We start from the raw sequence: 24,651 nt of genomic DNA on the forward strand, positions 1-24,651 counted from the left end.
CGAGGATTGTCATGGCTGAATTACTGTTAGGGGTCAATATTGACCACATTGCGACATTACGTAACGCGCGCGGCACCGCTTATCCGGATCCGGTTCAGGCGGCTTTCATCGCCGAGCAGGCCGGTGCTGATGGTATCACCGTGCATCTGCGCGAAGACCGTCGCCATATCACCGACCGTGATGTTCGCATCCTGCGCCAGACGTTGCATACCCGCATGAATCTCGAAATGGCGGTCACCGAAGAGATGCTGGCGATTGCCTGCGAGACCAAACCGCATTTCTGTTGCCTGGTGCCGGAGAAGCGTCAGGAAGTGACCACCGAGGGGGGACTTGATGTTGCCGGACAGCGTGACAAGATGCGCGATGCCTGCAAACGTCTGGCGGACGCCGGGATCCTGGTCTCCTTGTTTATTGATGCGGATGACGAGCAGATCAAAGCGGCGGCGGACGTCGGCGCGCCGTATATCGAAATCCACACCGGCTGTTATGCCGATGCCAAAACCGATGCCGATCAGGCGAAGGAACTGGATCGTATTGCTAAAGCGGCCACCTATGCCGCCAGCCTCGGGCTGAAAGTGAACGCCGGTCATGGCCTGACCTACCACAACGTGAAGGCGGTTGCCGCATTACCGGAAATGCACGAGCTGAATATCGGTCACGCGATTATTGGTCGCGCGGTGATGAGCGGCCTACAGGAAGCGGTAGCGGAAATGAAGCGTCTGATGCTGGAAGCACGCGGCTAATGGCGATTCTCGGGCTGGGGACCGACATCGTCGAAATTGCCCGCATTGAAGCCGTGATCGCCCGCAGCGGCGATCGCCTCGCGCGCCGGGTGCTGAGCGACCACGAGTGGAGCATTTGGGAGCAGCACCAGCAGCCGGTGCGTTTCCTGGCGAAACGCTTTGCGGTCAAAGAGGCGGCGGCGAAAGCGCTGGGCACCGGAATTCGTAACGGTCTGGCCTTTAACCAGTTCGAGGTGTACAACGACGAGTTGGGCAAGCCGAAACTGCGGCTATGGGGTGAAGCGAAGCTGCTGGCTGAACGGATGGGGGTGAGCAATATTCATGTCACCCTGGCCGACGAGCGGCATTACGCCTGCGCCACGGTGATCGTCGAAAGCTAAACCGGCGGTTAAATCTTATCCGCGTGGTGCATCAGCACAAATTTATCCCACAGCTGTTCTTCATTCTCAATGTGTGCCGGATCTTTAAGAATCGTATTCGGGATCGGGCACACCTTCTGGCAGGTCGGCGTGTCATAGTGGCCCACGCATTCAGTGCAACGGTCGCTGTTAATTTCATAAATGTTATCGCCCATCGAAATGGCCTCATTCGGGCACTCCGGTTCGCACATATCGCAATTGATACATTTTTTGGTAATTAACAGCGCCATCAGGAAAGTCTCAGAAACAACACAAACAGGGCGGGCATTATACGCCCATTTTCTGCTCAGACCAGCTTTTTCACTAGCGCCTCGCTGTGGCGGATCCGCTCCGGCGCATGCTCCAGATCCTGCTGCACCAACGCCATAAACAGCAGGTCGGTCAGCATCATCTGTGCGCTGGTAGAGGAGATCGCCGCGCTGCGCGTGGCCTGCTCCTCCGCAATCGTGTACAGGCACTGCGAGGCCTGCTGTTGCAGCGCATTGGGGGTAAAACCGGTGATCGCGAGGATCTGACTGCCGACGCGCAGCGCTTCTCCGGCCGCCATGTTGATCTCGCGGCGTTCTCCGGAGTAGGAGATAGCCAGCAGCAAATCGTCGGCCGACATCGCCTGTACCGTTGCCAGTAGCGCATGCATATCCTGCTCGGCAACGGCGTTGATGCCAATCTTCATTAGCTTCCAGCTGAAATTACGCGCGACCAGCCCGGATGCGCCTATGCCGGTGATGATCACCCGGCGAGCGTCGCGTAGGAGCGCAACCGCTTCCAGCAGTTTCTCTTCGCTATTCACGTCCAGCGAGGCGTGCATCGCTGCGACATTATCCTTGATCAGTTTTTCCCCGACCAGACGCAGCGGATCGTCGCCGCGTATTTGGTTATGTACCGGCACCGAATGTGGGTCCGGCGCGCTGGCCAGCGCTTCGCTGAGTGCCAGTTTTAACGCTGGAAAACCCTTGAACCCCATTTTCTGCGCGAATTTCACCACGCTGGACTGACTGACGCCCGCTTCGCCCGCCAGCTGCTGCGAGCTGAGATGGCGGGTTTGGTCCGGCTGCGCCAGAATAAAGTCGGCGAGTTTTTTATCGCTCGCGGCCAGCGACGGATAACGCTGGCGGATGCGGATTAAACAGTTCATGGCTTCTCCGAAGGAGGGCATTGGTGGCTGGAAGAATTTTGTATTCGATTATAAGTGGAATAGTACGAATTATTAATTCTGCTGTGAAGAATTACTCTCTTATGGGGCTTGATTCTGAATCTTGCCTCAACGTCGGCGGACAATTTCACGTTCGCCGCTGCAAGCCTGTTAAGCTGTCGGCATCGCCAGGAAAATCCGTATAAAAAAGGAGATTGGTTTGAACAGTAGCACGCGGCGAGTCGTCTTTTTTGATCTGGATGGCACACTACATCAGCAGGATATGTTTGGCAGCTTTATTCGTTATCTCTTACGCCGTCAGCCGCTCAATGTGCTGGCGGTAGCGGCGTTGTCGCCGATCGTGCTGCTGGGGCTGTTGATTAACGGCCGTGCGGCGCGTTGGCCGATGAGTTTGTTGCTGTGGGCGGCGACTTGCGGCCGGCGCGAAAGCGCGCTCAAGCGCCAGCAGGCGGAGTTTGTTCACTGGTTCCGCCAGCGCGTTACCGCGTTTCCAGTGGTGCAGGGTAGGTTGTGCGACTATCTGAGCCACGCCGATGCTGATGTCTGGCTGATTACCGGTTCGCCGCAATCGCTGGTGGAACAGGTCTATGCCGATACTCCCTGGCTGCCGCGGGTTAATCTTATCGCCAGCCGTATGACCCGTCGCCGCGGCGGCTGGGTGCTGACGCTGCGCTGTCTGGGCCATGAGAAAGTGGCGCAACTGGAGCAGCGGATCGGCGCGCCGCTGCGTTTATATAGCGGCTATAGCGATAGCGAGCAGGATAACCCGCTGCTCTGTTTTTGCCAGCACCGCTGGCGAGTCACGCCGCAGGGCGATCTCCAGCAGCTTGAGTAACCCCGCGGCAGGCGAATTATTTGGGCGATATATAGCGCCCATGTATAATGCGCCCCGCTTTTTCTGCAGGAGTGCCGCTGTGTCTGACCACGAATTTAACGATGAATACTGGATGCGCCACGCGCTGACGCTGGCGAAACGCGCCTGGGAAGAGGGCGAAGTGCCGGTGGGCGCCGTGCTGGTGCATAACAATCAGGTCATCGGCGAGGGCTGGAACCGCCCGATTGGCCGTCATGATCCTACCGCCCATGCCGAAATTATGGCGCTGCGCCAGGGCGGTCTGGTACTGCAGAACTATCGTTTGATTGACGCGACGCTGTACGTGACGCTGGAGCCCTGCGTGATGTGCGCCGGCGCGATGGTGCATGGCCGCATCTCGCGGTTGGTCTTCGGCGCTCGTGATGCCAAAACCGGCGCGGCGGGATCGCTAATCGATGTCCTGCATCATCCGGGAATGAACCATCGTGTTGAAATTACGGAGGGGATTCTGGCGGACTCCTGTTCAGCGATGCTCAGCGACTTTTTCCGCTGGCGACGGGAAGAGAAAAAAGCGCAGAAAAAAGCGCGTCAGGCGGAGGAGGGCTAGCGCCCGATAGCCGGCAGCTTGAGCTTCATGTTATCCACCAGCTTTTCGGCGCGAAACTTAAAGAAGGGCATTGCGTACTCCTGGGGGTCGTCATTCAGCTCCTCCGGGGCGACTGCCGGATAATCATCGGCGATCGCCAGCTCCTGCGCCGCTTTCCTTTCTTGCTCCGACAGATAGCCGACCAGGCTGATGTGGTACTTGCGGATATTTTCCACATAGGCGTAGGCTTCATGGCCGCGGGCGTAGCCGTATTTTAAGCGGCTGTAATACGGCTTCTGGCTGAGCAGCGGCAGACGCTGTTTGACATCAGACCAGCTATTGGGATTGCCTTTTTGCTTTTTGGTCAGCGTCATTGCGTCGAGCATGTGCGCATAACCCATGTTATAGGCCGCTAACGCAAACCAGATCCGTTCGTCTTTCGGGATCGTATCCGGAACCTTCGCCATCATATCCTGCAGATAGCGCATGCCGCCGCTGATGCTTTGTTCCGCATCAGTACGATCGGTCAGACCTAAACTTTGGGCGGTATTACGGGTCAGCATCATCATACCGCGTACCCCGGTCGGCGAAGTGGCCTGCGGGTCCCAGTGCGACTCCTGCCAGGAGATAGCCGCCAGCAGACGCCAGTCAATCTGTCGGGCATATTTCTCAAACAACGGCTGCAGGCCGGGCAGCGTATTCTGCACCGCGCGCAGGAAGGTGCGGGTATCGACGTAGTCGAAGTCGTTGCCGTGGCCGAGATACTTCTCTTCCAGCCGAGCCAGGGTGCCGTCCTCATTCATACTATTAAAGAAATCGAGCATGGCTGCCGATAATGAATTGTCTGCGCTTTTTTCGCTAAACCAGGTGACCGGCTGCTCGTCGCTGATGTCGAGGGCGACCGCCAGCTCCGGATGAACGCGCTGGAACAGGCTGACGGCGACGGAATCGGCGATGGTGTATTCCAACGAGCCATCGAGGACCGCCTGCATTAATGCCGTGGTGCCGCGTTTGTCGTCGACGCGCCAGTCGAGATCCGGGTATTTGCTGTCCTTCAACGTCTGCAGATCGTTTAATGCGACGTGGCCTGGGGCGATAGCCAGTTGTTCAGCGCTAATCCCGGCAAGGTCGCGCGGGCGATTACCGCCGACGCGATAGACCAATTGCTGCGAAACGGAATAATAGGTCGGGCCAGCTTGATAGTTTTTTACTCGTTCGGAGTTATAGACCAGCCCGGCGGCCAGCATATCGGTTTTACCCGCATCGAGATCGTCGAACAGCTGGCTGATGTTCTGCCGTACGGTGACTTTCAGCTTCACGCCCAGATAGTCGGCAAAGCGCTTCGCCAGTTCATAGTCGAGGCCGTAATCTTTGTCATTGATCGAGGCGTAGGTCAGCGGCGAGTTAATGGTGCTAACCCGCAGTTCGCCGCGCGCGATAATCCCGGCGATGCGGTTCTCTGGTTTTCCCATCCACGGCAAAGACGGCCACAACGCCGCCGCCAACAAGAGAGTGACAACGCCGATCAGCAGATAATTAATCTTTAGTTTTTTCAAATAGTTAATTTTCTGCAGCGTGGAAATCCTCAGCTGGGTATATCCGGGAAAAGTCATAAGGTTGTCGTAGGATGTGCGGCATTTTGCTTAAGAATGCGCCAGTTGGCAACTTATTCGCGAGGTATGTCACATTTATTGGTAAAGCTGATGAATCATTTTATTTCTACGCAAACGGTTTCGTCAGGGCGCAGGATTCTCTATAATGACGCCCGTTTCCCCCTGGCTCACCTTGAAAGCTTCGAAGACGAGAGACTTATGATGGATATTTTGCGTGGTTCACCTGCACTGTCGGCATTCCGTATCAACAAACTGCTGGCACGTTTTCAGGCGGCCAACCTGCCGGTTAGCACCCTGTACGCGGAGTATGTTCACTTTGCCGACCTGAGCGCCCCATTAAGCGATGAAGAGCGCGAGAGGCTGGCAAGACTGCTCAAGTATGGCCCGAACCTCAGCAGCCATACGCCAACCGGTAAATTACTGCTCGTCACCCCTCGCCCCGGCACTATCTCTCCCTGGTCTTCCAAAGCTACCGACATCGCGCATAACTGCGGTTTGTCGCAGGTCGTGCGCCTGGAGCGCGGCGTGGCGTACTACGTTGAGGCACAGGGTCTGAGCGATGCACAGTGGGACGCCGTTGCGGCGGAACTGCACGATCGCATGATGGAAAGCGTTTTCGCGGAGCTGGAAGAGGGCGAGAAGCTGTTTGCTCACCATCAGCCGACGCCGGTCACCAGCGTCGATTTGCTGGGGCAGGGGCGTCAGGCGTTGATTGACGCCAACCTCCGTCTGGGATTGGCGCTGGCGGACGACGAAATCGACTACCTGCAGGACGCGTTCATCAAGCTTGGCCGCAATCCTAACGATATCGAACTGTATATGTTCGCGCAGGCTAACTCGGAACACTGTCGCCATAAGATTTTTAACGCCGACTGGATTATTGACGGCGAACAACAGCCGAAGTCGCTGTTTAAAATGATTAAAAATACCTTCGAGAAAAACCCGGAATACGTCCTGTCTGCTTATAAAGACAACGCCGCGGTGATGGAAGGTTCTGAAGTCGGCCGTTATTTCGCTGACCACCAGACCGGGCGCTACGACTTCCACCAGGAGTCGGCGCACATTCTGATGAAAGTGGAAACCCATAACCACCCGACGGCGATTTCGCCCTGGCCGGGCGCAGCCACCGGTTCCGGCGGCGAGATCCGCGATGAAGGCGCGACCGGACGCGGCGCGAAGCCGAAGGCGGGGCTGGTCGGCTTCTCGGTGTCTAACTTGCGTATTCCGGGCTTTGAGCAGCCGTGGGAAGAAGATTTCGGTAAACCGGATCGCATCGTCACCGCGCTGGACATCATGACCGAAGGCCCACTGGGCGGCGCGGCATTTAACAACGAATTCGGTCGTCCGGCATTGAACGGCTACTTCCGTACCTATGAAGAGAAAGTGACCAGCCACAACGGCGAAGAACTGCGCGGCTACCACAAACCGATCATGCTGGCGGGCGGGATCGGCAATATCCGTGGCGAGCACGTGCAGAAGGGCGAAATTACCGTTGGCGCTAAGCTTATCGTGTTGGGCGGCCCGGCGATGAATATTGGTCTCGGTGGTGGCGCGGCTTCGTCCATGGCCTCCGGTCAGTCCGATGCCGACCTGGATTTCGCCTCCGTGCAGCGCGACAACCCGGAAATGGAACGTCGTTGCCAGGAAGTTATCGATCGCTGCTGGCAGTTGGGCGATGCCAACCCGATTCTGTTTATTCATGACGTCGGCGCGGGCGGCCTCTCCAACGCGATGCCTGAACTGGTTAGCGACGGCGGCCGCGGTGGTAAATTCCAGCTACGCGATATTCTTAGCGATGAACCAGGCATGAGTCCGCTGGAAATCTGGTGCAACGAATCCCAGGAACGTTATGTTCTGGCGGTCGCACCGGAGCAACTGCCGCTGTTTGAAGAACTGTGCCGCCGCGAGCGCGCGCCTTATGCGGTCATCGGCGAAGCGACGGCGGAGCAGCATCTTAGCCTGAGTGACAGCCACTTTAACGATCAGCCGATCGACCTGCCGCTGGATGTCCTGCTCGGTAAAACGCCGAAAATGACCCGCGACGTGCGTACGCTGAAAGCGCAGGGCAGCGAGCTGGATCGTCAGCCGATGACCATTGCTGACGCGGTTAACCGTGTGCTGCACCTGCCGACCGTCGCCGAGAAAACCTTCCTCGTCACTATCGGCGACCGTACCGTTACCGGTATGGTGGCGCGTGACCAGATGGTGGGGCCATGGCAGATTCCGGTGGCGAACTGTGCGGTCACTACCGCCAGTCTCGACAGCTACTACGGCGAAGCGATGGCGATGGGCGAACGCGCGCCGGTGGCGCTGCTGGACTTTGCCGCCTCTGCCCGTCTGGCGGTCGGCGAAGCGCTGACTAACATCGCCGCCACGCAGATTGGCGAACTGAACCGCGTGAAGCTGTCGGCGAACTGGATGGCCGCAGCCGGTCACCCGGGTGAAGATGCCGGTCTGTATGAAGCGGTAAAAGCCGTTGGTGAAGAGCTGTGTCCGGCGCTGGGCTTGACTATCCCGGTGGGTAAAGACTCGATGTCGATGAAAACTCGCTGGCAGGAAGGCAGCGAGCAGCGCGAAATGACCTCGCCGCTGTCGCTGGTGATTTCCGCTTTCGCCCGCGTTGAAGACGTGCGCGGCACCGTTACGCCGCAGCTCTCTACTGAAGACAATGCCCTGTTGCTGATTGATTTGGGCAAAGGGCGCAACGCGCTTGGCGCCACGGCGCTGGCGCAGGTCTATCGCCAGCTCGGCGAGCAACCGGCCGATGTGCGCGACGTCGCGCAGCTGAAAGGCTTCTGGGATGCGATGCAGGCGCTGGTGGCGCAGCGTAAGCTGCTGGCCTATCACGACCGCTCCGATGGCGGCCTGTTAGTGACGCTGGCGGAAATGGCTTTCGCTGGCCACTGCGGCATTACTGCCGATATTGCCGCGCTGGGCGACGATCGTCTGGCGGCGCTGTTCAACGAAGAACTGGGTGCGGTGATTCAGGTTCGCGCGGCGGACCGCGAAGCGGTGGAAGCGCTGCTGGCGGCGCATGGTCTGGCGGACTGCGTACACTACCTCGGCCAGGCAACGGCGGGCGACCGCTTTGTTATCGCCGCCGACGGCCAGCCGCTGTTTAGCGAAAGCCGTACCACCCTGCGTATGTGGTGGGCGGAAACCACCTGGCAGATGCAGCGTCTGCGCGACAACCCGGAGTGCGCCGACCAGGAGCACGAGGCGAAGACCAACGACGCCGACCCAGGTCTCAACGTTAAGCTGTCGTTTGATATCAATGAGGATGTTGCTGCGCCGTATATTGCTACCGGCGCGCGCCCGAAAGTGGCCGTGCTGCGCGAGCAGGGCGTTAACTCCCATGTTGAAATGGCGGCGGCTTTCCATCGCGCCGGTTTCGATGCTATCGATGTTCACATGAGCGACCTGTTGGCGGGCCGTACTGGTCTTGACGATTTCCAGGCGCTGGTGGCCTGCGGCGGCTTCTCCTACGGCGATGTGTTGGGAGCCGGCGAAGGTTGGGCGAAATCGATTCTGTTCAACGAGCGCGTACGTGATGAATTCGCCACCTTCTTCCATCGCCCGCAGACGCTGGCGCTGGGCGTGTGCAACGGTTGTCAGATGATGTCCAATCTGCGCGAGCTGATCCCCGGTAGCGACCTGTGGCCGCGCTTCGTGCGTAACCACTCCGACCGCTTTGAAGCGCGCTTTAGCCTGGTTGAAGTCACCCAGAGCCCGTCGCTGCTGCTGCAGGGGATGGTCGGGTCGATGATGCCAATCGCCGTTTCCCACGGTGAAGGGCAGGTGGAGGTTCGTGATAGCGCGCATCTGGCTCAGCTTGAGGGCAAAGGTCTGGTGGCGCTGCGCTTCGTCGATAACTTCGGCAAAGTGACGGAGCGTTATCCGGCGAACCCGAATGGTTCAGCGAACGGCATCACCGCAGTGACCAGCGAAAGCGGTCGCGCAACGATTATGATGCCGCACCCGGAACGCGTCTTCCGTACCGTCAGTAACTCCTGGCACCCGGAAAACTGGGGCGAGGACAGCCCATGGATGCGTATTTTCCGCAACGCGCGTAAACAACTGGGTTAATTACCGCGCGATATCCACGTTGTTAACATCAGCCCCCTGCGAATTCAGGGGGCTTTTTTGTTTGTGACGTGTGCCGCATCGCTGTGTCGGGAATTGCAGACAAACGCGATCTGCTGGTGTCTCCAAATGGAGACATTTAACATATTGATTTTAAAGGTATACTATTTAAATCTGATTTGGTGTTGCTAATTGGCGACATCTTGGTTAAAAAATGAATAAGTTAATTCTGGCGGAAAATGCCATCTAATTACTTATATATCATTATGTTAATAATTAATTTGAAAGATGGCATAGTTCGTGCATAATAATCAGCAGTGGCTCATTCACCTTCTTATGTCAGCCCCTTCGGGAAGCGCTACATAAACTTCGAATGACGCACAAACAGGTGCCTGCCGTCCAACTCCTGATAATAGCTCTGCTTTATCAGTCTCCGGGCGAAACGTCGAGTTAGGCACCGCCTCATTCTCTAGTAAAGGCAGGCTCTTGAGCCTGCCTTTACTGTTTCTGCCGTGGATGTTTCTTCCATCCTCAGTTAGCATCTTCAGGAGCTAATGGTTGAGGCTATATCTTTGAAGCGATTCTCTCTTTTCCCCCGTTCCTTACGCCAACTGGTGACGCTTTCGTTTGTGCTGATCATGCTGCCGCTGCTGGTTCTGGCATGGCAGGCCTGGCAAAGCCTGAATGCGCTCAGCGCTCAGGCCGCGCACATTAACCGCACCACCCTGACTGACGCGCGCCGTAGTGAAGCGATGGTCAATGCTTCGCTGGAGATGGAGCGTAGCTATCGTCAGTATTGCGTGCTTGACGATCCTACCCTTGAGCAGGTGTACCAGAATCAGCGTAAACGTTATAGCGAGATGCTCGACGCGCTCTCCGGCGTGCTGCCGGATGCCAAAATCTGGCAGACGTTGCGCCAGGATCTCGACGATCTGGCTCATCTGCAGTGCCACAATAGCGGCCCGGATGCCAAAGCCGCAGCCAGCCTCGAAGCTTTTGCCGACGCTAATAGTGAAATGGTGCAGGCAACCCGGACGGTGATTTTCTCCCGCGGCCAGCAACTACAGCAGGAAATCGCGGAACGCGGTCAGTTCTTTGGCTGGCAGGCGCTGGTGCTGTTTCTGCTGAGTTTGGCGCTGGTATTGCTGTTTACCCGCATGATCATCGGCCCGGTGAAGGGGATTGAGAAGATGATTAACCGGCTGGGTGAGGGGAAATCACTGGATGACGCCGCGCTGTTCACCGGTCCGCGCGAACTGCGTTCGGTGGGCAAACATATTATCTGGCTAAGCGAACGTCTGGCGTGGCTGGAGTCGCAGCGTCACCAATTCCTGCGCCACCTGTCGCATGAGTTGAAAACGCCGCTCGCCAGCATGCGCGAAGGCGCGGAACTGCTGGCGGATCGTGTGGCGGGGCCGCTGACGACAGAGCAGCAGGAGATTGTTGAGATCCTCGATAATAGCAGCCGTAATTTGCAAAAACTGATTGAACAACTGCTCGACTATAACCGCAAACAGGCCGACGGCCCGGTTGAGCGGGAGAGGGTCGATATTGGCGAGCTGGCGCAGACCGTCGTTTCCGCCCATAGTTTACCGGCGAGGGCGAAGTTGATGCGTACTGAGCTGACGCTGGACGAGCATTTTTGTCTGGCGGAGCCGACGCTACTGACCAGCGTGCTGGATAATCTCTACTCCAATGCGGTGCACTATGGCGCTGAATCCGGTAACATTCGTATTCATAGCTACCGCCACGGCGAGCAGGTCCGCATCGATGTCGCCAACAGCGGCGAGCCGATCCCCGCCGCCGAAAGAAATATGATTTTCGAGCCTTTTTATCAGGGGAGTCACCAGCGTAAAGGGGCAGTAAAAGGCAGCGGTCTGGGGCTGAGCATTGCCCGCGACTGCGTACGGCAAATGCAGGGAGAGCTGAGCCTGGTCAATGATGAGCCCGGGTTCATCTGTTTTCGCATTTCGCTCCCCGCCGCTGAGCCGGGGAAAACCAACACATGAATCAACATTGGGTGAATATGTCCCTCTTTTTCGCATTGCGCCGTCCTTTAAGCGGATGGCTGCTGTCAGGCCTTTGCTGCCTGACGCTGGCGGGCTGTTCCGCCGCTATGTCGCCGAGCGCTGCTGGCGGCAATGCGCCGCCCGAGTTGCCGGAGCATCAGGTGGCGGATTTTCTCTCAGTAGATTGCGCCAACATCTGGTCGCTGGAGAACGACGCCAGCGATAAAAATCCGCTGTACTGGCTGCGCGGCATTGATTGCGCGGATCGCCTGGCGCCGGTGCAGGCCCGCGCCGAAGCTAAATTGCATGATGATGACAACTGGCAGGACGCGTTCAAACGCGGCATTCTGCTGGCCGATGCTAAAATCACCCCCGATGAGCGCCGCGAGATGGTCGCCCGCATGGACAGCTTTAGCCCGCAAATCGCCGCGCAGGTGCGCCCGCTGTATCGCCTGTGGCGCGATACCCAATCCCGACAGTTGCAGTTAGTCGATGAACGTTCTCGCTATGGCAAATTGCAGCAGTCCAGTGATGCCGAGCTGGAGGCGCTGCGTCAGCAGCAGCAGCAGTTGCGCAGTCAGCTGGAGCTCACCACTCGTAAACTGGAAAACCTGACCGATATTGAACGCCAGCTCTCCAGCCGCAAGCCGGGGGGCAACTTTAATAATGATGGCGTACGCGGGGGGGAAAAAGTGCCGGAGGTGATTCATGACGATCCGTAAACCTGCTCATCTGCTATTGGTAGACGACGACCCGGGGCTGTTGAAGCTGCTGGGCATGCGCCTGGTGAGCGAAGGCTACAGCGTGGTCACGGCTGAAAGCGGCCCCGAGGCGCTGCGTGTGCTGGCGCGCGAACGGGTAGACCTGGTGGTCAGCGATTTACGTATGGACGAAATGGACGGCTTGCAATTGTTTGCTGAAATCCAGAAGGCACAGCCGGGCATGCCGGTCATCATCCTGACTGCCCATGGCTCCATTCCTGACGCCGTGGCCGCCACCCAGCAAGGGGTGTTTAGCTTTCTGACTAAGCCGGTGGATAAAGACGCGTTGTACAAGGCGATTGATGACGCCCTTGAACAAAGCTCGCCAGCCGTCGACGAGCGCTGGCGGCAGGCGATTGTCACTCGCAGCCCGCTGATGCTACGGTTGCTGGAACAGGCCGGGATGGTGGCGCAGTCGGACGTCAGCGTGTTGATTAACGGCCAGAGCGGCACCGGTAAAGAGATTGTCGCCCAGGCAATTCACAACGCCAGCCCACGCCATGGTAACCCTTTTATCGCGATTAACTGCGGCGCGCTGCCGGAGCAGTTGCTGGAATCCGAACTATTCGGCCATGCTCGCGGCGCCTTTACCGGCGCGGTCAGCAACCGCGAGGGGCTATTTCAGGCCGCTGAGGGTGGCACGCTGTTCCTTGATGAGATCGGCGATATGCCGGTCGCGCTACAGGTGAAACTGCTGCGCGTGCTGCAGGAGCGTAAGGTTCGCCCGCTTGGCAGCAATCGCGATATCGATATTAACGTGCGGATTATCTCGGCGACCCATCGCGATTTGCCGAAGGCGATGGCGCGCGGTGAATTCCGCGAAGATCTGTTTTATCGGCTCAACGTGGTCAACCTGAAGATCCCGCCACTTTCCGAGCGCGCCGAGGATATTCCGCTGCTGGCCAACCATCTGCTGCGCCAGTCCGCCGATCGCCACAAGCCGTTCGTGCGGGCGTTCTCCACCGATGCGATGAAGCGGTTGATGGCCGCTAAATGGCCGGGTAATGTCCGTCAACTGGTTAACGTGATTGAGCAGTGTGTGGCGTTGACGTCATCGCCGGTCATCAGCGATGCGTTAGTGGAGCAGGCGCTGGAGGGCGAGAACACCGCGCTGCCGACCTTCGTTGAGGCGCGCAATCAATTTGAGCTCAATTATCTGCGCAAGCTGCTGCAGATAACCAAAGGCAACGTGACGCACGCGGCGCGGATGGCCGGGCGCAACCGCACCGAATTTTACAAACTGCTGTCGCGCCACGAGCTCGACGCTAACGACTTTAAAGAGTAGCCCCGCAGCATGGCGCAAGCTATGATACGCTAAGCAATCGGTTACGCGACAAAGACAGGAAAACCATGAAAAAGATTGATGCGATTATTAAACCGTTCAAACTGGATGACGTGCGTGAAGCGCTGGCGGAGGTCGGTATCACCGGTATGACGGTGACGGAAGTTAAAGGCTTTGGTCGTCAGAAGGGGCATACCGAGCTGTATCGCGGCGCGGAGTATATGGTGGATTTTCTGCCGAAGGTGAAAATCGAAATCGTGGTGACTGACGATATCGTGGATACCTGCGTTGATACCATCATTCGCACTGCGCAGACCGGTAAGATCGGCGATGGTAAAATCTTTGTCTTCGACGTGGCGCGGGTTATTCGTATCCGTACTGGTGAAGAAGACGACGCGGCGATTTAATTCTCGCCGCTCGCTGGAGTATTGCCGGGTGGCGCTGCGTTTACCCGGCCTACGGTCGTCCCGGTAAGCACAGCAGCCGTAGCCCTGCCAGGCGCAGCGCAGGCAGGGAAACTCCCGGTTATAACGTTATTTTGTCGGGCGGCGGCTAACGCCTTACCCGACCTACAAATCCCCGCGCTGTGGGGTGATTACAGTACCTTATGCGGGCCGAAGCACTCGTAATGAATACGATCGCTACCCACGCCTTGCGCTACCAGCTGTTTCGCCGCGTACTGCATAAAAGCGACCGGGCCGCAGAGATAGAACTGCATCTGCGGGTCGCGAATATTGTCCGCCAGCGCCGCTAAATCCATCAGACCTTCGCTATCAAAGTGTCCCGCCTGACGGTCGGCTTCGCTCGGGCTACGGTACCAGACGTGAGCGGTAAATTTCGGCAGCGCCGCGCCCAGCGCTTTGACTTCATCCGCAAAGGCGTGGACTTCGCCGTTTTCCGCCGCGTGGAACCAGTTAACCTGGCCCTGGTGATGGGTTTTCGCCAGCGTATCCAGCATCGCCAGCATCGGCGTTTGACCCACGCCGCCGGAGAGCAGGGTGACTGGCGTCTGAGACTCAACGTTGAGGAAGAAGTCGCCTGCCGGCGCGGCTAAGTAAACCACGTCGCCTTCGCTGGCATGGTTGTGCAGCCAGTTGGAAACCTGACCGCCGTTTTCGCGTTTCACCGCGATACGATAGCCTTTACCGTCAGGTTTACGGGTCAGCGAGTATTGGCGGATTTCCTGATATTCGAACGCGTCCGGCTTCAGCCAGATTGCCAGATACTGGCCCGGTTGATAATCGGCGACCGGTTGGCCATCGACCGGCTCCAGTTCAAAGCTGGTGATAAGCTGGCTGCGCGGTGTTTTCTTGACGATGCGGAACTCGCGAGTACCTTCCCAGCCGCCATTTTTATTAGCGTTATCCTGGTAGATCTGCGCTTCACGGTTGATAAAGACGTTAGCCAGTACGCCGTAGGCTTTGCCCCAGGCATCGAGCACTTCCTGGCCCGGGCTGAACATTTCGTCGAGCGTTGCCAGCAGGTGACCGCCGACGATGTTGTACTGCTCCGGTTTGATCTGGAAGCTGGTATGTTTCTGGGCGATTTTTTCGACCGCTGGCAGCAGAGCTGGCAGATTCTCAATATTGCTGGCGTAGGCGGCAATGGCGTTGAACAGCGCTTCACGCTGGTCACCGTTGCGCTGGTTACTCATGTTGAAGATCTCTTTGAGCTCCGGGTTATGAGTAAACATACGATCGTAAAAATGCGCGGTTAATTTCGGACCGGTCTCTACAAGCAGGGGGATGGTCGCTTTGACTGTGGCGATGGTTTGAGCGTCGAGCATAGCAGCTTCCTTTATCGTGTTATCTTAATGATGCATTTTAAATGCATCTTATAGAAATACCCCTGCTTTGTAAATGGTTCTTTATAACTTTGCCTTAAAGCCGTTACAACTTGAAGAATTTGCATCACAAACCTGAAAAGAAATCCGCAAATAATGTTTGACGCGTTATTGCTCAAAGCCTTGTGTGCTGCGGAGCCAATCGTTTGCGTAAAATCCTTTGTCAAGACCTGTTATCACAGAATGATTCGGTTATACTGTGGGCCGTCGTCCATCAGGACCGCCTTTTTAGGCCAAAATTTTATCGTTAGCTGAGTCAGGAGATGCGGATGTTAAAGCGTGAAATGAACATTGCCGATTATGATGCCGAACTGTGGCAGGCTATGGAGCAGGAAAAAGTACGTCAGGAAGAGCACATCGAACTGATCGCCTCCGAGAACTACACCAGCCCGCGCGTCATGCAGGCTCAGGGTTCTCAGCTGACCAACAAATATGCAGAAGGTTATCCGGGCAAGCGTTACTACGGCGGCTGTGAATATGTTGACGTTGTAGAGCAGCTGGCTATCGACCGTGCGAAAGAACTGTTCGGCGCCGACTATGCTAACGTGCAGCCGCACTCGGGCTCCCAGGCTAACTTCGCGGTCTACACCGCGCTGTTGCAGCCGGGCGATACCGTGCTAGGCATGAACCTGGCGCAAGGCGGCCACCTGACTCACGGTTCCCCGGTTAACTTCTCCGGCAAACTGTACAACATCATTCCTTATGGTATTGATGAGTCCGGTAAAATTGACTACGAAGACATGGCGAAGCAGGCTCAGGAGCACAAACCGAAGATGATTATCGGCGGCTTCTCAGCTTACTCTGGCGTGGTTGACTGGGCAAAAATGCGTGAAATCGCCGACAGCATCGGCGCATACCTGTTCGTCGATATGGCGCACGTGGCAGGCCTGATTGCCGCTGGCGTTTATCCGAACCCGGTTCCCCATGCTCACGTCGTCACCACCACTACCCACAAAACCCTGGCAGGCCCGCGCGGTGGTCTGATTCTGGCGAAAGGCGGTAGCGAAGAGCTGTATAAGAAACTGAACTCCGCAGTGTTCCCAAGCGCCCAGGGCGGTCCGCTGATGCACGTTATCGCAGCGAAGGCGGTCGCGCTGAAAGAAGCGATGGAGCCGGAGTTTAAAGTTTACCAGCAGCAGGTTGCGAAAAATGCCAAAGCGATGGTCGAGGTGTTCCTCAACCGTGGTTACAAAGTCGTTTCTGGCGGGACTGAGAACCACCTGTTCCTGCTGGATCTGGTTGATAAGAATCTGACCGGTAAAGAAGCTGACGCTGCGCTGGGCCGCGCCAACATCACCGTGAACAAAAACAGCGTACCGAACGATCCGAAGAGCCCGTTCGTCACTTCCGGTATCCGTATCGGTTCTCCGGCGATTACGCGTCGCGGCTTTAAAGAAGCGGAAGCCAAAGAACTGGCTGGCTGGATGTGCGATGTTCTGGACAACATCAACGACGAAGCGGTCATCGAGCGTGTTAAGGGCAAAGTACTGGACATCTGCGCCCGTTTCCCGGTTTACGCATAATATTGCATCATTAAGATCAAAAAGGCCGCGATTGCGGCCTTTTTTATATTTGAGGATTAACGACGGTCTATCGAAATAGCACCTGGACCGGTAATCGCCAGCAGCAGGAAGGCCCCGGCGATACTGATGTTCTTATAGAAGTTAATCATATTTGGCATCACCGCATCGCCGGTCATATCCCAGTAGTGGTGGCCAATAACCGCAGTACCGAGAGTATAGAAAATGAAGATCACCGCCAGCGGACGGGTGAAAAAGCCTAAAACAATCAGAATGGCGGCCGGAACCTCCATTATCACCGCGATAATCGCCGCCAGCATTGGCATCGGCGCGCCGGATGAAGCCATATACTGTACCGTCCCACTGAAGCCCATCAGTTTGGGATAACCAAAAATAATGAACAGCAGCACGATAGCAATACGTGCGATTAACAGCAGGACATGGCGGGAAGAGCCAAAGTCAAAATAGCGTAGCGTGTTCATAATCAGCCCTTTATCACAGGTCGTGTGATTTAAACGTAATACACATTTTTACTCCCCGCCACGTATCCTTTGCGATCAACGCAACGTCTGCAATTGCTCCTCAACGTACAGATATCCGATCCCCATCAGTTGCTGTGCGCGGGTCAGTTTGCCAAAGCCGATTTGAGTGGCATGCGCTCGTGGAGTATCTCCGTGATCAAAAGGATTAAAGCCGGTCTGTTTGACGATACTCTCCAGCCATTGTTCACCAAAAGCACAGCTGCGCCCATATAGCCAAATTTGATTAATGTTTATAATATTCAAGAAATTATAAAGACTTAAGCCAATGGCATTAGCTGCGTCATCGACCCAGGCGCGAATATGCACATCCCCCCGTTCCCAGGCTTCAATGAGTGATGTCGTGGTTAATTGTTCGGGAGAAAGCGGTGCTTCAGGTTGCGTTTTAAGCCACATCCGGGCCTGTTTTTTCAATGCGCTGAGGGAAGCCACGGTTTCCAGGCAACCATATCTTCCGCAATCGCAGGCTCTGCCGTCGGGATTAACGATGGTATGTCCAATCTGGCCGCTGCCGTAGAGACTGCCCCGATAGATCTGATCGTTAATGACAAATGACGAACCAATACCGTAGTCGACGTTAATAACGCAAAAATCCGGTTGTATCCCCTGATGCTGCCATTTCTCCGCCAGCGCCAGCATTACGCAGTCGTTATCGACCATGACGCGGACATTGAGCTTTTCCTCCAGTAGATATTTCAACTCAATGGGTTGCTTCCAGGGGGCTTGAGGCATGGTTTGCGATACGCCAGTTCTCGCATCAACCTGCCCATGAACCGCCAGCGCCAGGTTGATTTTGCGATTGGGCCAATTCTTACGGTACTGGTGCCAGCATTTCTCAATGGCCGCCAGTAATGCCTGAGGATTAGGGGCGTCAATAGCATGGTATTCAACGTCGCCTTTTGGGCTCAGGCAGGCGTTGCCAAGCTGGCACTCAATACTAGTTGGCGTGATGTTCATGCATAAGGTCCAGTCACCATCAGGGGCGATTAGCCAGGCGCCGCTGCTATGGCCACGCGAAAGGTGGTCGTCTTGTATATTGACGACGCGTCCCTCTTCTTCCAGTTCCTGAAGAATATTGCTGACCGCAGGAATCGAGATTTGCGCCAGTCGTGCAAGGGTTGATTTGCTGGCCCGTTTCTGGCGATACAGGTATTCCAACAACACTCCTTTGTTGTAATGGCGAATCTGCTGATTGTTGATGCAGGCTTTCATAAACTAAACCCTGTTAACTAAATTGCGTGATTATTGTGCATAAATACGCTGATTTCGTCTATTAAACTGCTCTCATTATTTCACTTTAGTATGTCTTGTTAACTTTGAGGGCATTATGAGTTCAGTAAACGTCTGGCAGGAAACGGTACATATTCCGACTTATGAAACCGGGGCGCAGGATGTTCACCCCATGTTTCTGGAAAATCGGGTTTATCAGGGGTCTTCCGGAGCCGTGTATCCCTATGGTGTGACGGACACGTTGAGTGAGGATAAAACACTAAAAGCCTGGCAGGCAGTATGGCTGGAAAACGATTATATCAAAATTATGATCCTGCCCCAGTTAGGCGGGCGTGTACACCGTGCATGGGATAAGGTCAGACAACGCGATTTTGTTTATCACAATGATGTTATCAAACCTGCTCTGGTAGGGCTGCTTGGCCCATGGATCTCCGGCGGAATAGAATTCAACTGGCCGCAGCACCATCGTCCAACGACCTATATGCCGGTGGATTTTACCATCAGCGAAAATGACGATGGCTCAAAAACCGTTTGGGTTGGCGAGACCGAGCCGATGCACGGATTGCAGGTGATGACCGGGTTTACTCTGCGACCGGAACGTGCAGCGCTGGAGATTGGGAGCCGGGTCTATAACAGCAATGCCACGCCGCGTCATTTCTTATGGTGGGCGAATCCGGCGGTGAAAGGCGGCGACGGCCATCAAAGTGTATTCCCGCCGGATGTTAACGCGGTATTTGATCATGGCAAACGCGCAGTTTCAGCTTTTCCGATTGCCACCGGGACTTATTACAAGGTGGACTACTCGGCTGGCGTTGATATTTCGCGCTACAAAAATGTTCCCGTACCGACCTCCTACATGGCGGAGAAATCAGAGTACGATTTTGTCGGTGCCTGGTGCCATGATGAGAATGGCGGGCTGCTGCACGTTGCGGATCATCATATTGCGCCGGGGAAAAAACAGTGGAGCTGGGGTTATAGCGAATTTGGTCAGGCATGGGATAAAAATCTGACGGATGAGAACGGACCGTACATCGAATTGATGACCGGTATTTTCGCCGATAACCAACCGGATTTTACCTGGCTCGACCCGTTTGAAGAGAAACGCTTTGAGCAATATTTCCTGCCTTACCACTCACTAGGCATGGTACAGAACGCCTCGCGCGATGCGGTGATTAAACTGCAGCGTGATGAGGATGATATTGTCTGGGGCGTGTATGCCATTTCTCCTCTTACCGCACATCGTCTTACCGTTCGTGAAGAGGGTAACCCGCAGCCGCTGTTGGATGAAATGATTGGGTTGGCGCCATGCGCTGTTGTGCAAGGGAAGCTCGCTGGTTTGGAGCCCGCGCGTCTGACTATGGAGTTGTTTGATAGCCGGGGCAGGTGTGTCTTGTTTTATCAGGAACACCAACCGCAGGAAATTCCACTACCTGAGGTGGCGAAGGCTCCGTTAAGCGCTGATGAGATTGGCAGCGTGGATGAAGCGTGGTTTATCGGCCAGCATCTGGAACAGTATCACCACGCCAGCCGTTCACCTTTTGACTATTACCTGCGCGGTATTGAACTGGATCCGCAGGATTACCGCTGCAATCTGGCGTTGGCGATGCTGGAATATAATCGTGCTGATTACCCGCGAGCTATCGATTATGCGACTCAGGCATTGACGCGTTCGCACCGGCTAAATAAAAACCCCCAGTGCGGCCAGGCGAGCATGATCCGCGCCAGCGCCAGAGAGCGACTTCAGCAGTGGCATGAAGCGCAGGAGGATTTTTGGCGCGCGGTGTGGAGCGGCAACAGTAAAGCGGGCGGGTATTACGGACTTGCCAGGCTCGCTACGCGCAATGAACGTTATGATGATGCCCTGAATTTTTGTCGACAGAGTCTGCTGGCATGCCAAACCAATCAGGATGTGCTGTCTCTGGAGACGTTATTACTACATCTCACAGGTCGCTGCGACGAGGCACAGGAGCAAATTGAAGCATTGCTGCGTGACTACCCACTGAATACTACCTTCTGGTGGATAAAGTCGGTGCTATCAAAAGCGGAGCCGGATATCGCGCAATGGGTAGGGGTATGCCAGTCGCGGGATATTAACGCCCTGCAGACCGCCGGATTGTTACTGAGCTGGGGAATGGTCGATCGGGCGCAGGACGTACTGGTTACGCTGAATTGCCAGAAAACGCTACCACTCTATTTACAAGCCAGCCTGAGCGAGGGTGACGAGCGTGTCGCGCTGATAAACCGCGCCCATGAGGCGTTTCCTGACTTCGTGCGTTTCCCTAATCTATTAGTAGAAGTGGCTGCGCTGGAGAATGTGACGGAGTGCTATTTTGCCCAGCATCTGCTTGCCTGTTTCCACTACAGTCGCCGTAACTACGAGAAAGCAACTCAGCTGTGGCTGCGCTGTGTTGAAATGGCTCCTGATTTCGCTGATGGGTGGCGAGGGATAGCGATTCATGCGTGGAATAAGCAGTCTGATGCTGGCCTGGCGGCAACCTATCTGGATAAAGCCTGTGAACAGCAACCTGAGGATGCCCGTCTGTTGTTTGAGCGAGATCTGCTGGATAAGCTTACTGCCGCGGAGCCAGAAAAACGCCTCGCCCGGCTGGAGGCCAATCTTGCTACGGCGCTGAAACGTGATGATTTAACGGCTGAGTTACTACATTTGTGGCATTTTGCCGGGAAAGTTGAGCAAGCCGCCGGTGTCCTGGCTTCGCGTAAGTTTCATCCGTGGGAAGGTGGTGAAGGAAAAATAACCAGCCAGTTTATTCTCAACCATTTGCTGCAGGCCTGGCAGCATATTCATCAACAGCAACCGCAGCAGGCTGAAGAGTTATTGCTCTCCGCGTTGCATTATCCGGATAACCTTAGCGAAGGGCGATTGCCGGGGCAAACCGATAACGATATCTGGTTTTGGCTAGGTATTTGCGCCAGGCAGCAGGGCAGGGATGAGCGGGCCCTTGAGTGTTTCCACAAAGCAGCGCTGGGCGAGCGGACTATCAATATCCATAGCTACTACAACGATCAGCCAGTGGACTATCTCTTCTGGCAAGGTATCGCCTTGCGGATGCTTGGTGAACACTCGGTCAGCACCCGGCTTTTTAGCGATATGTTGAAGTGGTCGCAGCATATGGAAACTGAGCGGGTGGAAGCTGATTTTTTCGCGGTATCCCAGCCGGACCTGCTCGCGCTATATGCCGATATTCAAAAGCAACATCGGGAGAAGTGTTTGTTCGTACGCGTTCTGGCGACGGCAGGGTTGGGCGGGGGCGCAAGATACGAGCAAGCGCTGTCTGAACTTGAAACGCTGAATCCTGCCTGGGCAAAGGCGGCGCTGTTCCGACAGACAATACCGTTTGTGCAGCACCTCATTAACTAAAGAGTGTTTACTGTAATCTTTGAGCGGCCTGACCCGCCGCTTTTCCCGAGATGTTTAGAATATGTGAAATTATTCGGTGGTATGCCCGTTTATCGCCGGAATTAAACAACAATAAATGCCTGACCCTACAGGAGGCACGTATGTCTAAAAACAAGGTAGTCTCGTTTTTTTCATGTTTACTGTTAACGTTGTTGAGTATTTCATTCCCTGGCTTTGGCGCAGAGAAAGAGGTTACCGTCGGCGCTATCTATCTTGATACTCAGGGATATTACGCGGGGGTTCGCCAGGGCGTTCAGGATGCGGCTAAAGAGAACCAGGCGAAAATTCAGCTGATTGAAACTAACGCCCAGGGGGATATTTCTAAAGAGAGTTCGTTTATCGATACGTTGGTTGCGCGTAATGTCGATGCCATCATACTTTCTGCCGTTTCAGAAAATGGCAGCAGTCGTGCGGTTCGCCGGGCCAATGAGGCGGGGATTCCGGTCATTTGTTACAATACCTGTATTAATGAGAAAGGCGTGGATAAGTACGTCTCCGCTTATTTGGTCGGCGATCCCTTTGAATTCGGTAAAAAGTTGGGGGATGCTGCAGCCGATTATTTTGTCGCTAATAAAATCAGCGCGCCAAAAATTGCCGTAATCAACTGCGAAGCGTTTGAAGTGTGCGTGCAGCGGCGAAAAGGTTTTGAGGCAGCGCTAAAGGCGCGCGTTCCGGGGATGCAGATTGTTGCCAACCAGGAGGGAACCGTCCTCGATAAAGCCATCTCGGTAGGTGAAAAGCTCATTATCTCCTCATCCAGTCTGGACGCCATTATGGGGGAATCGGGCGGCGCCACGTTGGGTGCGGTTAAAGCCGTCCGTAACCAGGGAAAAGCGGGGAAAATTGCCGTATTCGGTTCTGATATGACAACAGAAATTGCTCAGGAGTTACAAAACTACCAGGTACTGAAAGCCGTTGTGGATATTTCTGGTAAGAAAATGGGCAATGCCGTTTTCGCGCAAACCATGAACGTCATTAATAAAACGCCGGTAGGAAACAAAATCATTCCGGTGGATATCGATACCTACGTTAAATCTGAAGACGGTAAGCAGTGGCTGGTTACTCATGTCGATGGTTTGCCTTGATGACCCCTGTCAGCTAACTGAGGTAGCGATGTTATGACGGCATTAGAACAAGCTTTGGTGCCCGTGGCGAAGATTGTCGGGGGAAATAAGCGTTACCCCGGCGTCGTCGCGCTGGATAACGTTGATTTTACCCTATCAAAGGGTGAGGTTCGGGCTCTGCTGGGAAAGAATGGCGCGGGGAAATCAACGCTTATTCGCCTGCTAACCGGTAGCGAAAGCCCCGATAGTGGTGAAATTTGGTTGGGGGGAACCCGTCTTGAGGGGAACGATGCGACACTGACCCGGCGCGCGGCGGAGTTAGGCGTCAGAGCGGTATACCAGGAGCTGAGCCTGGTTGAAGGGTTAACCGTTGCGGAAAACCTCTGTCTTGGCCAGTGGCCTCGCCGTAATGGTATGGTTGATCGGACGATGATGGTTCACCAGGCCGCAGAGGCGCTGGCGGCCCTTGGTGTTGATGTCGCACCTGATGCGCTGGTCGACACGCTGAGTCCGGCGCAAAAGCAACTGGTGGAGATCGCCCGCGTGATGAAAGGTCAGCCGCAGGTGGTCATCCTTGATGAACCGACGAGTTCGCTGGCCAATGCGGAAGTTGAGCTGGTGATCAACGCGGTAAAACGGATGTCGGCGCTGGGCGTTGCGGTAATTTATGTGAGTCACCGCATGGAGGAAATCCGCCGAATCGCCTCTTGCGCAACCATCATGCGCGATGGCCAGGTGGCGGGAGATGTTACCCTGGAGAGCACGACAACTCAGGAAATTGTTTCATTGATGTTGGGCAGGGAACATATTGATCTGCCGCTGGTGAAATCCGATACCTCGCTCACGACGCCGGTTCTGCGGGTGGCCCAACTATGCCACCCGCCTAAGCTGCATAATATTAGCTTTACGTTACACCGTGGCGAAGTATTGGGGATTGCCGGGTTACTGGGGTCGGGCCGCAGTGAGTTACTCAAGGCTATCATCGGGTTAGAATCGTTTTCCAGCGGAAACATTACGCTGAAAGGCGTGAGTATTCCGCGACCAGAATATACCGCAATGCTTAAAAACGGCGTGGGCTATACCCCGGAAAACCGTAAGGAAGCGGGGATTATTCCGCTACTGGGTGTGGATGAAAATACGGTGATGACTAACCGGCATAAGGTGAGTCAACGCGGTGTATTAAACTGGCAGCGGATTCAGGAGTTGACGGCGGTAACGATGAGTCGGATGACGGTCAAAGCGGCGACTACGCAGACTGCAATCGGGACATTATCGGGTGGCAATCAACAAAAAGTCGTGATCGGGCGCTGGGTTTATGCCGGGAGTGAAATCTTATTTCTTGATGAACCAACGCGTGGCGTCGATATTGAAGCCAAGCAACAGATATATCGTATTGTGCGGGAGTTAGCCGCTGAAGGTAAAAGCGTCATATTCATTTCCAGTGAAATAGAAGAGCTGCCTCTAGTTTGCGATCGCATTTTGCTTTTGCAAAATGGCGAATTCACCCGTGAGCTTTTAGCCCCTGTAAATGTCGACCAATTAATGTCGGCAATTTTATCCACGCATTAGCCATT

Annotated in this window: 18 protein-coding genes and 1 pseudogene; 13 read left to right on the plus strand and 6 right to left on the minus strand. The window is 55.3% G+C overall.

Translation table 11 applies throughout. The features are described from left to right. The first annotated feature begins 11 nt into the window (after positions 1-11). On the plus strand, positions 12-743 hold the full coding sequence (gene pdxJ, locus PYR66_05945) for a pyridoxine 5'-phosphate synthase (protein WEF29257.1): 732 nt from the start codon (positions 12-14) through the stop codon (positions 741-743). After that, positions 743-1,123, plus strand: a complete 381-nt coding sequence (gene acpS, locus PYR66_05950; protein ID WEF29258.1) for a holo-ACP synthase — start codon at positions 743-745, stop codon at positions 1,121-1,123. The genes pdxJ and acpS overlap by 1 nt, the downstream gene beginning before the upstream one ends. Positions 1,124-1,131: 8 nt before the next feature. Here the strand turns inward: acpS and PYR66_05955 are convergent, their stop codons facing one another. Further along, on the minus strand, positions 1,132-1,392 hold the full coding sequence (locus PYR66_05955) for a YfhL family 4Fe-4S dicluster ferredoxin (GenBank protein ID WEF29259.1): 261 nt from the start codon (positions 1,390-1,392) through the stop codon (positions 1,132-1,134). A 56-nt stretch (positions 1,393-1,448) separates the two neighbouring features. Continuing rightward, positions 1,449-2,297 carry a MurR/RpiR family transcriptional regulator gene (locus tag PYR66_05960; protein ID WEF29260.1) on the minus strand — a complete coding sequence of 283 codons (849 nt, stop codon included), beginning with the start codon at positions 2,295-2,297 and terminating at the stop codon, positions 1,449-1,451. A gap of 217 nt (positions 2,298-2,514) precedes the next feature. On the opposite strand from PYR66_05960, the gene yfhb reads away from it, so the two are divergent. Continuing rightward, complete coding sequence (yfhb, locus tag PYR66_05965; GenBank protein WEF29261.1) at positions 2,515-3,150, plus strand: phosphatidylglycerophosphatase C; 636 nt, start codon at positions 2,515-2,517, stop codon at positions 3,148-3,150. A gap of 79 nt (positions 3,151-3,229) precedes the next feature. Next, positions 3,230-3,736 carry a tRNA adenosine(34) deaminase TadA gene (gene tadA, locus PYR66_05970; GenBank protein ID WEF29262.1) on the plus strand — a complete coding sequence of 169 codons (507 nt, stop codon included), beginning with the start codon at positions 3,230-3,232 and terminating at the stop codon, positions 3,734-3,736. Here the strand turns inward: tadA and mltF are convergent. After that, positions 3,733-5,353: pseudogene (mltF, locus tag PYR66_05975) on the minus strand (membrane-bound lytic murein transglycosylase MltF). The gene tadA and the pseudogene mltF sit on opposite strands and share 4 nt — an antisense overlap. A 173-nt stretch (positions 5,354-5,526) precedes the next feature. On the opposite strand from mltF, the gene purL reads away from it, so the two are divergent. From purL to glnB, 5 genes are all read left to right on the plus strand, one after another. Further along, positions 5,527-9,414, plus strand: a complete 3,888-nt coding sequence (gene purL, locus PYR66_05980; GenBank protein ID WEF29263.1) for a phosphoribosylformylglycinamidine synthase — start codon at positions 5,527-5,529, stop codon at positions 9,412-9,414. A gap of 569 nt (positions 9,415-9,983) precedes the next feature. Continuing rightward, on the plus strand, positions 9,984-11,420 hold the full coding sequence (locus PYR66_05985) for a HAMP domain-containing sensor histidine kinase (protein WEF29264.1): 1,437 nt from the start codon (positions 9,984-9,986) through the stop codon (positions 11,418-11,420). Positions 11,421-11,437: 17 nt separating this feature from the next. Next, on the plus strand, positions 11,438-12,142 hold the full coding sequence (qseG, locus tag PYR66_05990; GenBank protein ID WEF30369.1) for a two-component system QseEF-associated lipoprotein QseG: 705 nt from the start codon (positions 11,438-11,440) through the stop codon (positions 12,140-12,142). Next, complete coding sequence (gene glrR / locus PYR66_05995; protein WEF29265.1) at positions 12,129-13,466, plus strand: two-component system response regulator GlrR; 1,338 nt, start codon at positions 12,129-12,131, stop codon at positions 13,464-13,466. The genes qseG and glrR overlap by 14 nt, the downstream gene beginning before the upstream one ends. A 65-nt stretch (positions 13,467-13,531) precedes the next feature. Beyond that, positions 13,532-13,870, plus strand: a complete 339-nt coding sequence (gene glnB, locus PYR66_06000; GenBank protein ID WEF29266.1) for a nitrogen regulatory protein P-II — start codon at positions 13,532-13,534, stop codon at positions 13,868-13,870. Between the two features lie 188 nt (positions 13,871-14,058). Here the strand turns inward: glnB and hmpA are convergent, their stop codons facing one another. Then, on the minus strand, positions 14,059-15,249 hold the full coding sequence (gene hmpA, locus PYR66_06005) for an NO-inducible flavohemoprotein (protein ID WEF29267.1): 1,191 nt from the start codon (positions 15,247-15,249) through the stop codon (positions 14,059-14,061). A 326-nt stretch (positions 15,250-15,575) separates the two neighbouring features. Here hmpA and glyA point away from each other — a divergent pair, with 326 nt between their 5' ends. Next, positions 15,576-16,829 carry a serine hydroxymethyltransferase gene (gene glyA / locus PYR66_06010; GenBank protein WEF29268.1) on the plus strand — a complete coding sequence of 418 codons (1,254 nt, stop codon included), beginning with the start codon at positions 15,576-15,578 and terminating at the stop codon, positions 16,827-16,829. Positions 16,830-16,885: 56 nt separating this feature from the next. On the opposite strand, the gene PYR66_06015 is transcribed toward glyA, so the two are convergent. Next, a complete protein-coding gene (locus PYR66_06015; GenBank protein WEF29269.1) occupies positions 16,886-17,308 on the minus strand; it encodes a DoxX family protein in 423 nt (140 codons plus the stop codon). A 75-nt stretch (positions 17,309-17,383) separates the two neighbouring features. Continuing rightward, positions 17,384-18,577, minus strand: a complete 1,194-nt coding sequence (locus tag PYR66_06020) for an ROK family transcriptional regulator (protein WEF29270.1) — start codon at positions 18,575-18,577, stop codon at positions 17,384-17,386. A 115-nt stretch (positions 18,578-18,692) separates the two neighbouring features. On the opposite strand from PYR66_06020, the gene PYR66_06025 reads away from it, so the two are divergent. The 3 genes from PYR66_06025 to PYR66_06035 all read left to right on the plus strand — a co-directional run bounded on the left by PYR66_06025 (position 18,693) and on the right by PYR66_06035 (position 24,646). Then, positions 18,693-21,974: a DUF5107 domain-containing protein gene (locus tag PYR66_06025; GenBank protein WEF29271.1), complete on the plus strand. Its 3,282-nt coding sequence runs from the start codon at positions 18,693-18,695 to the stop codon at positions 21,972-21,974. A gap of 140 nt (positions 21,975-22,114) precedes the next feature. Continuing rightward, a complete protein-coding gene (locus tag PYR66_06030; GenBank protein ID WEF29272.1) occupies positions 22,115-23,098 on the plus strand; it encodes a substrate-binding domain-containing protein in 984 nt (327 codons plus the stop codon). Positions 23,099-23,131: 33 nt separating this feature from the next. Next, positions 23,132-24,646, plus strand: a complete 1,515-nt coding sequence (locus PYR66_06035) for a sugar ABC transporter ATP-binding protein (protein WEF29273.1) — start codon at positions 23,132-23,134, stop codon at positions 24,644-24,646. Positions 24,647-24,651 lie beyond the last annotated feature (5 nt).

It is taken from the genome of Klebsiella aerogenes, from assembly GCA_029027985.1.
GTDB lineage: Bacteria > Pseudomonadota > Gammaproteobacteria > Enterobacterales > Enterobacteriaceae > Klebsiella > Klebsiella aerogenes_A.

Coding starts and splice junctions, on each gene's coding strand:
- pdxJ (WEF29257.1), top strand. CDS start 12: ATGGCTGAATTACTGTTAGGGGTCAATATTGACCACATTGCGACATTA.
- acpS (WEF29258.1), top strand. CDS start 743: ATGGCGATTCTCGGGCTGGGGACCGACATCGTCGAAATTGCCCGCATT.
- PYR66_05955 (WEF29259.1), bottom strand. CDS start 1,392: ATGGCGCTGTTAATTACCAAAAAATGTATCAATTGCGATATGTGCGAA.
- PYR66_05960 (WEF29260.1), bottom strand. CDS start 2,297: ATGAACTGTTTAATCCGCATCCGCCAGCGTTATCCGTCGCTGGCCGCG.
- purL (WEF29263.1), top strand. CDS start 5,527: ATGATGGATATTTTGCGTGGTTCACCTGCACTGTCGGCATTCCGTATC.
- qseG (WEF30369.1), top strand. CDS start 11,438: ATGTCCCTCTTTTTCGCATTGCGCCGTCCTTTAAGCGGATGGCTGCTG.
- glrR (WEF29265.1), top strand. CDS start 12,129: ATGACGATCCGTAAACCTGCTCATCTGCTATTGGTAGACGACGACCCG.
- glnB (WEF29266.1), top strand. CDS start 13,532: ATGAAAAAGATTGATGCGATTATTAAACCGTTCAAACTGGATGACGTG.
- hmpA (WEF29267.1), bottom strand. CDS start 15,249: ATGCTCGACGCTCAAACCATCGCCACAGTCAAAGCGACCATCCCCCTG.
- glyA (WEF29268.1), top strand. CDS start 15,576: ATGTTAAAGCGTGAAATGAACATTGCCGATTATGATGCCGAACTGTGG.
- PYR66_06015 (WEF29269.1), bottom strand. CDS start 17,308: ATGAACACGCTACGCTATTTTGACTTTGGCTCTTCCCGCCATGTCCTG.
- PYR66_06020 (WEF29270.1), bottom strand. CDS start 18,577: ATGAAAGCCTGCATCAACAATCAGCAGATTCGCCATTACAACAAAGGA.
- PYR66_06025 (WEF29271.1), top strand. CDS start 18,693: ATGAGTTCAGTAAACGTCTGGCAGGAAACGGTACATATTCCGACTTAT.
- PYR66_06030 (WEF29272.1), top strand. CDS start 22,115: ATGTCTAAAAACAAGGTAGTCTCGTTTTTTTCATGTTTACTGTTAACG.
- PYR66_06035 (WEF29273.1), top strand. CDS start 23,132: ATGACGGCATTAGAACAAGCTTTGGTGCCCGTGGCGAAGATTGTCGGG.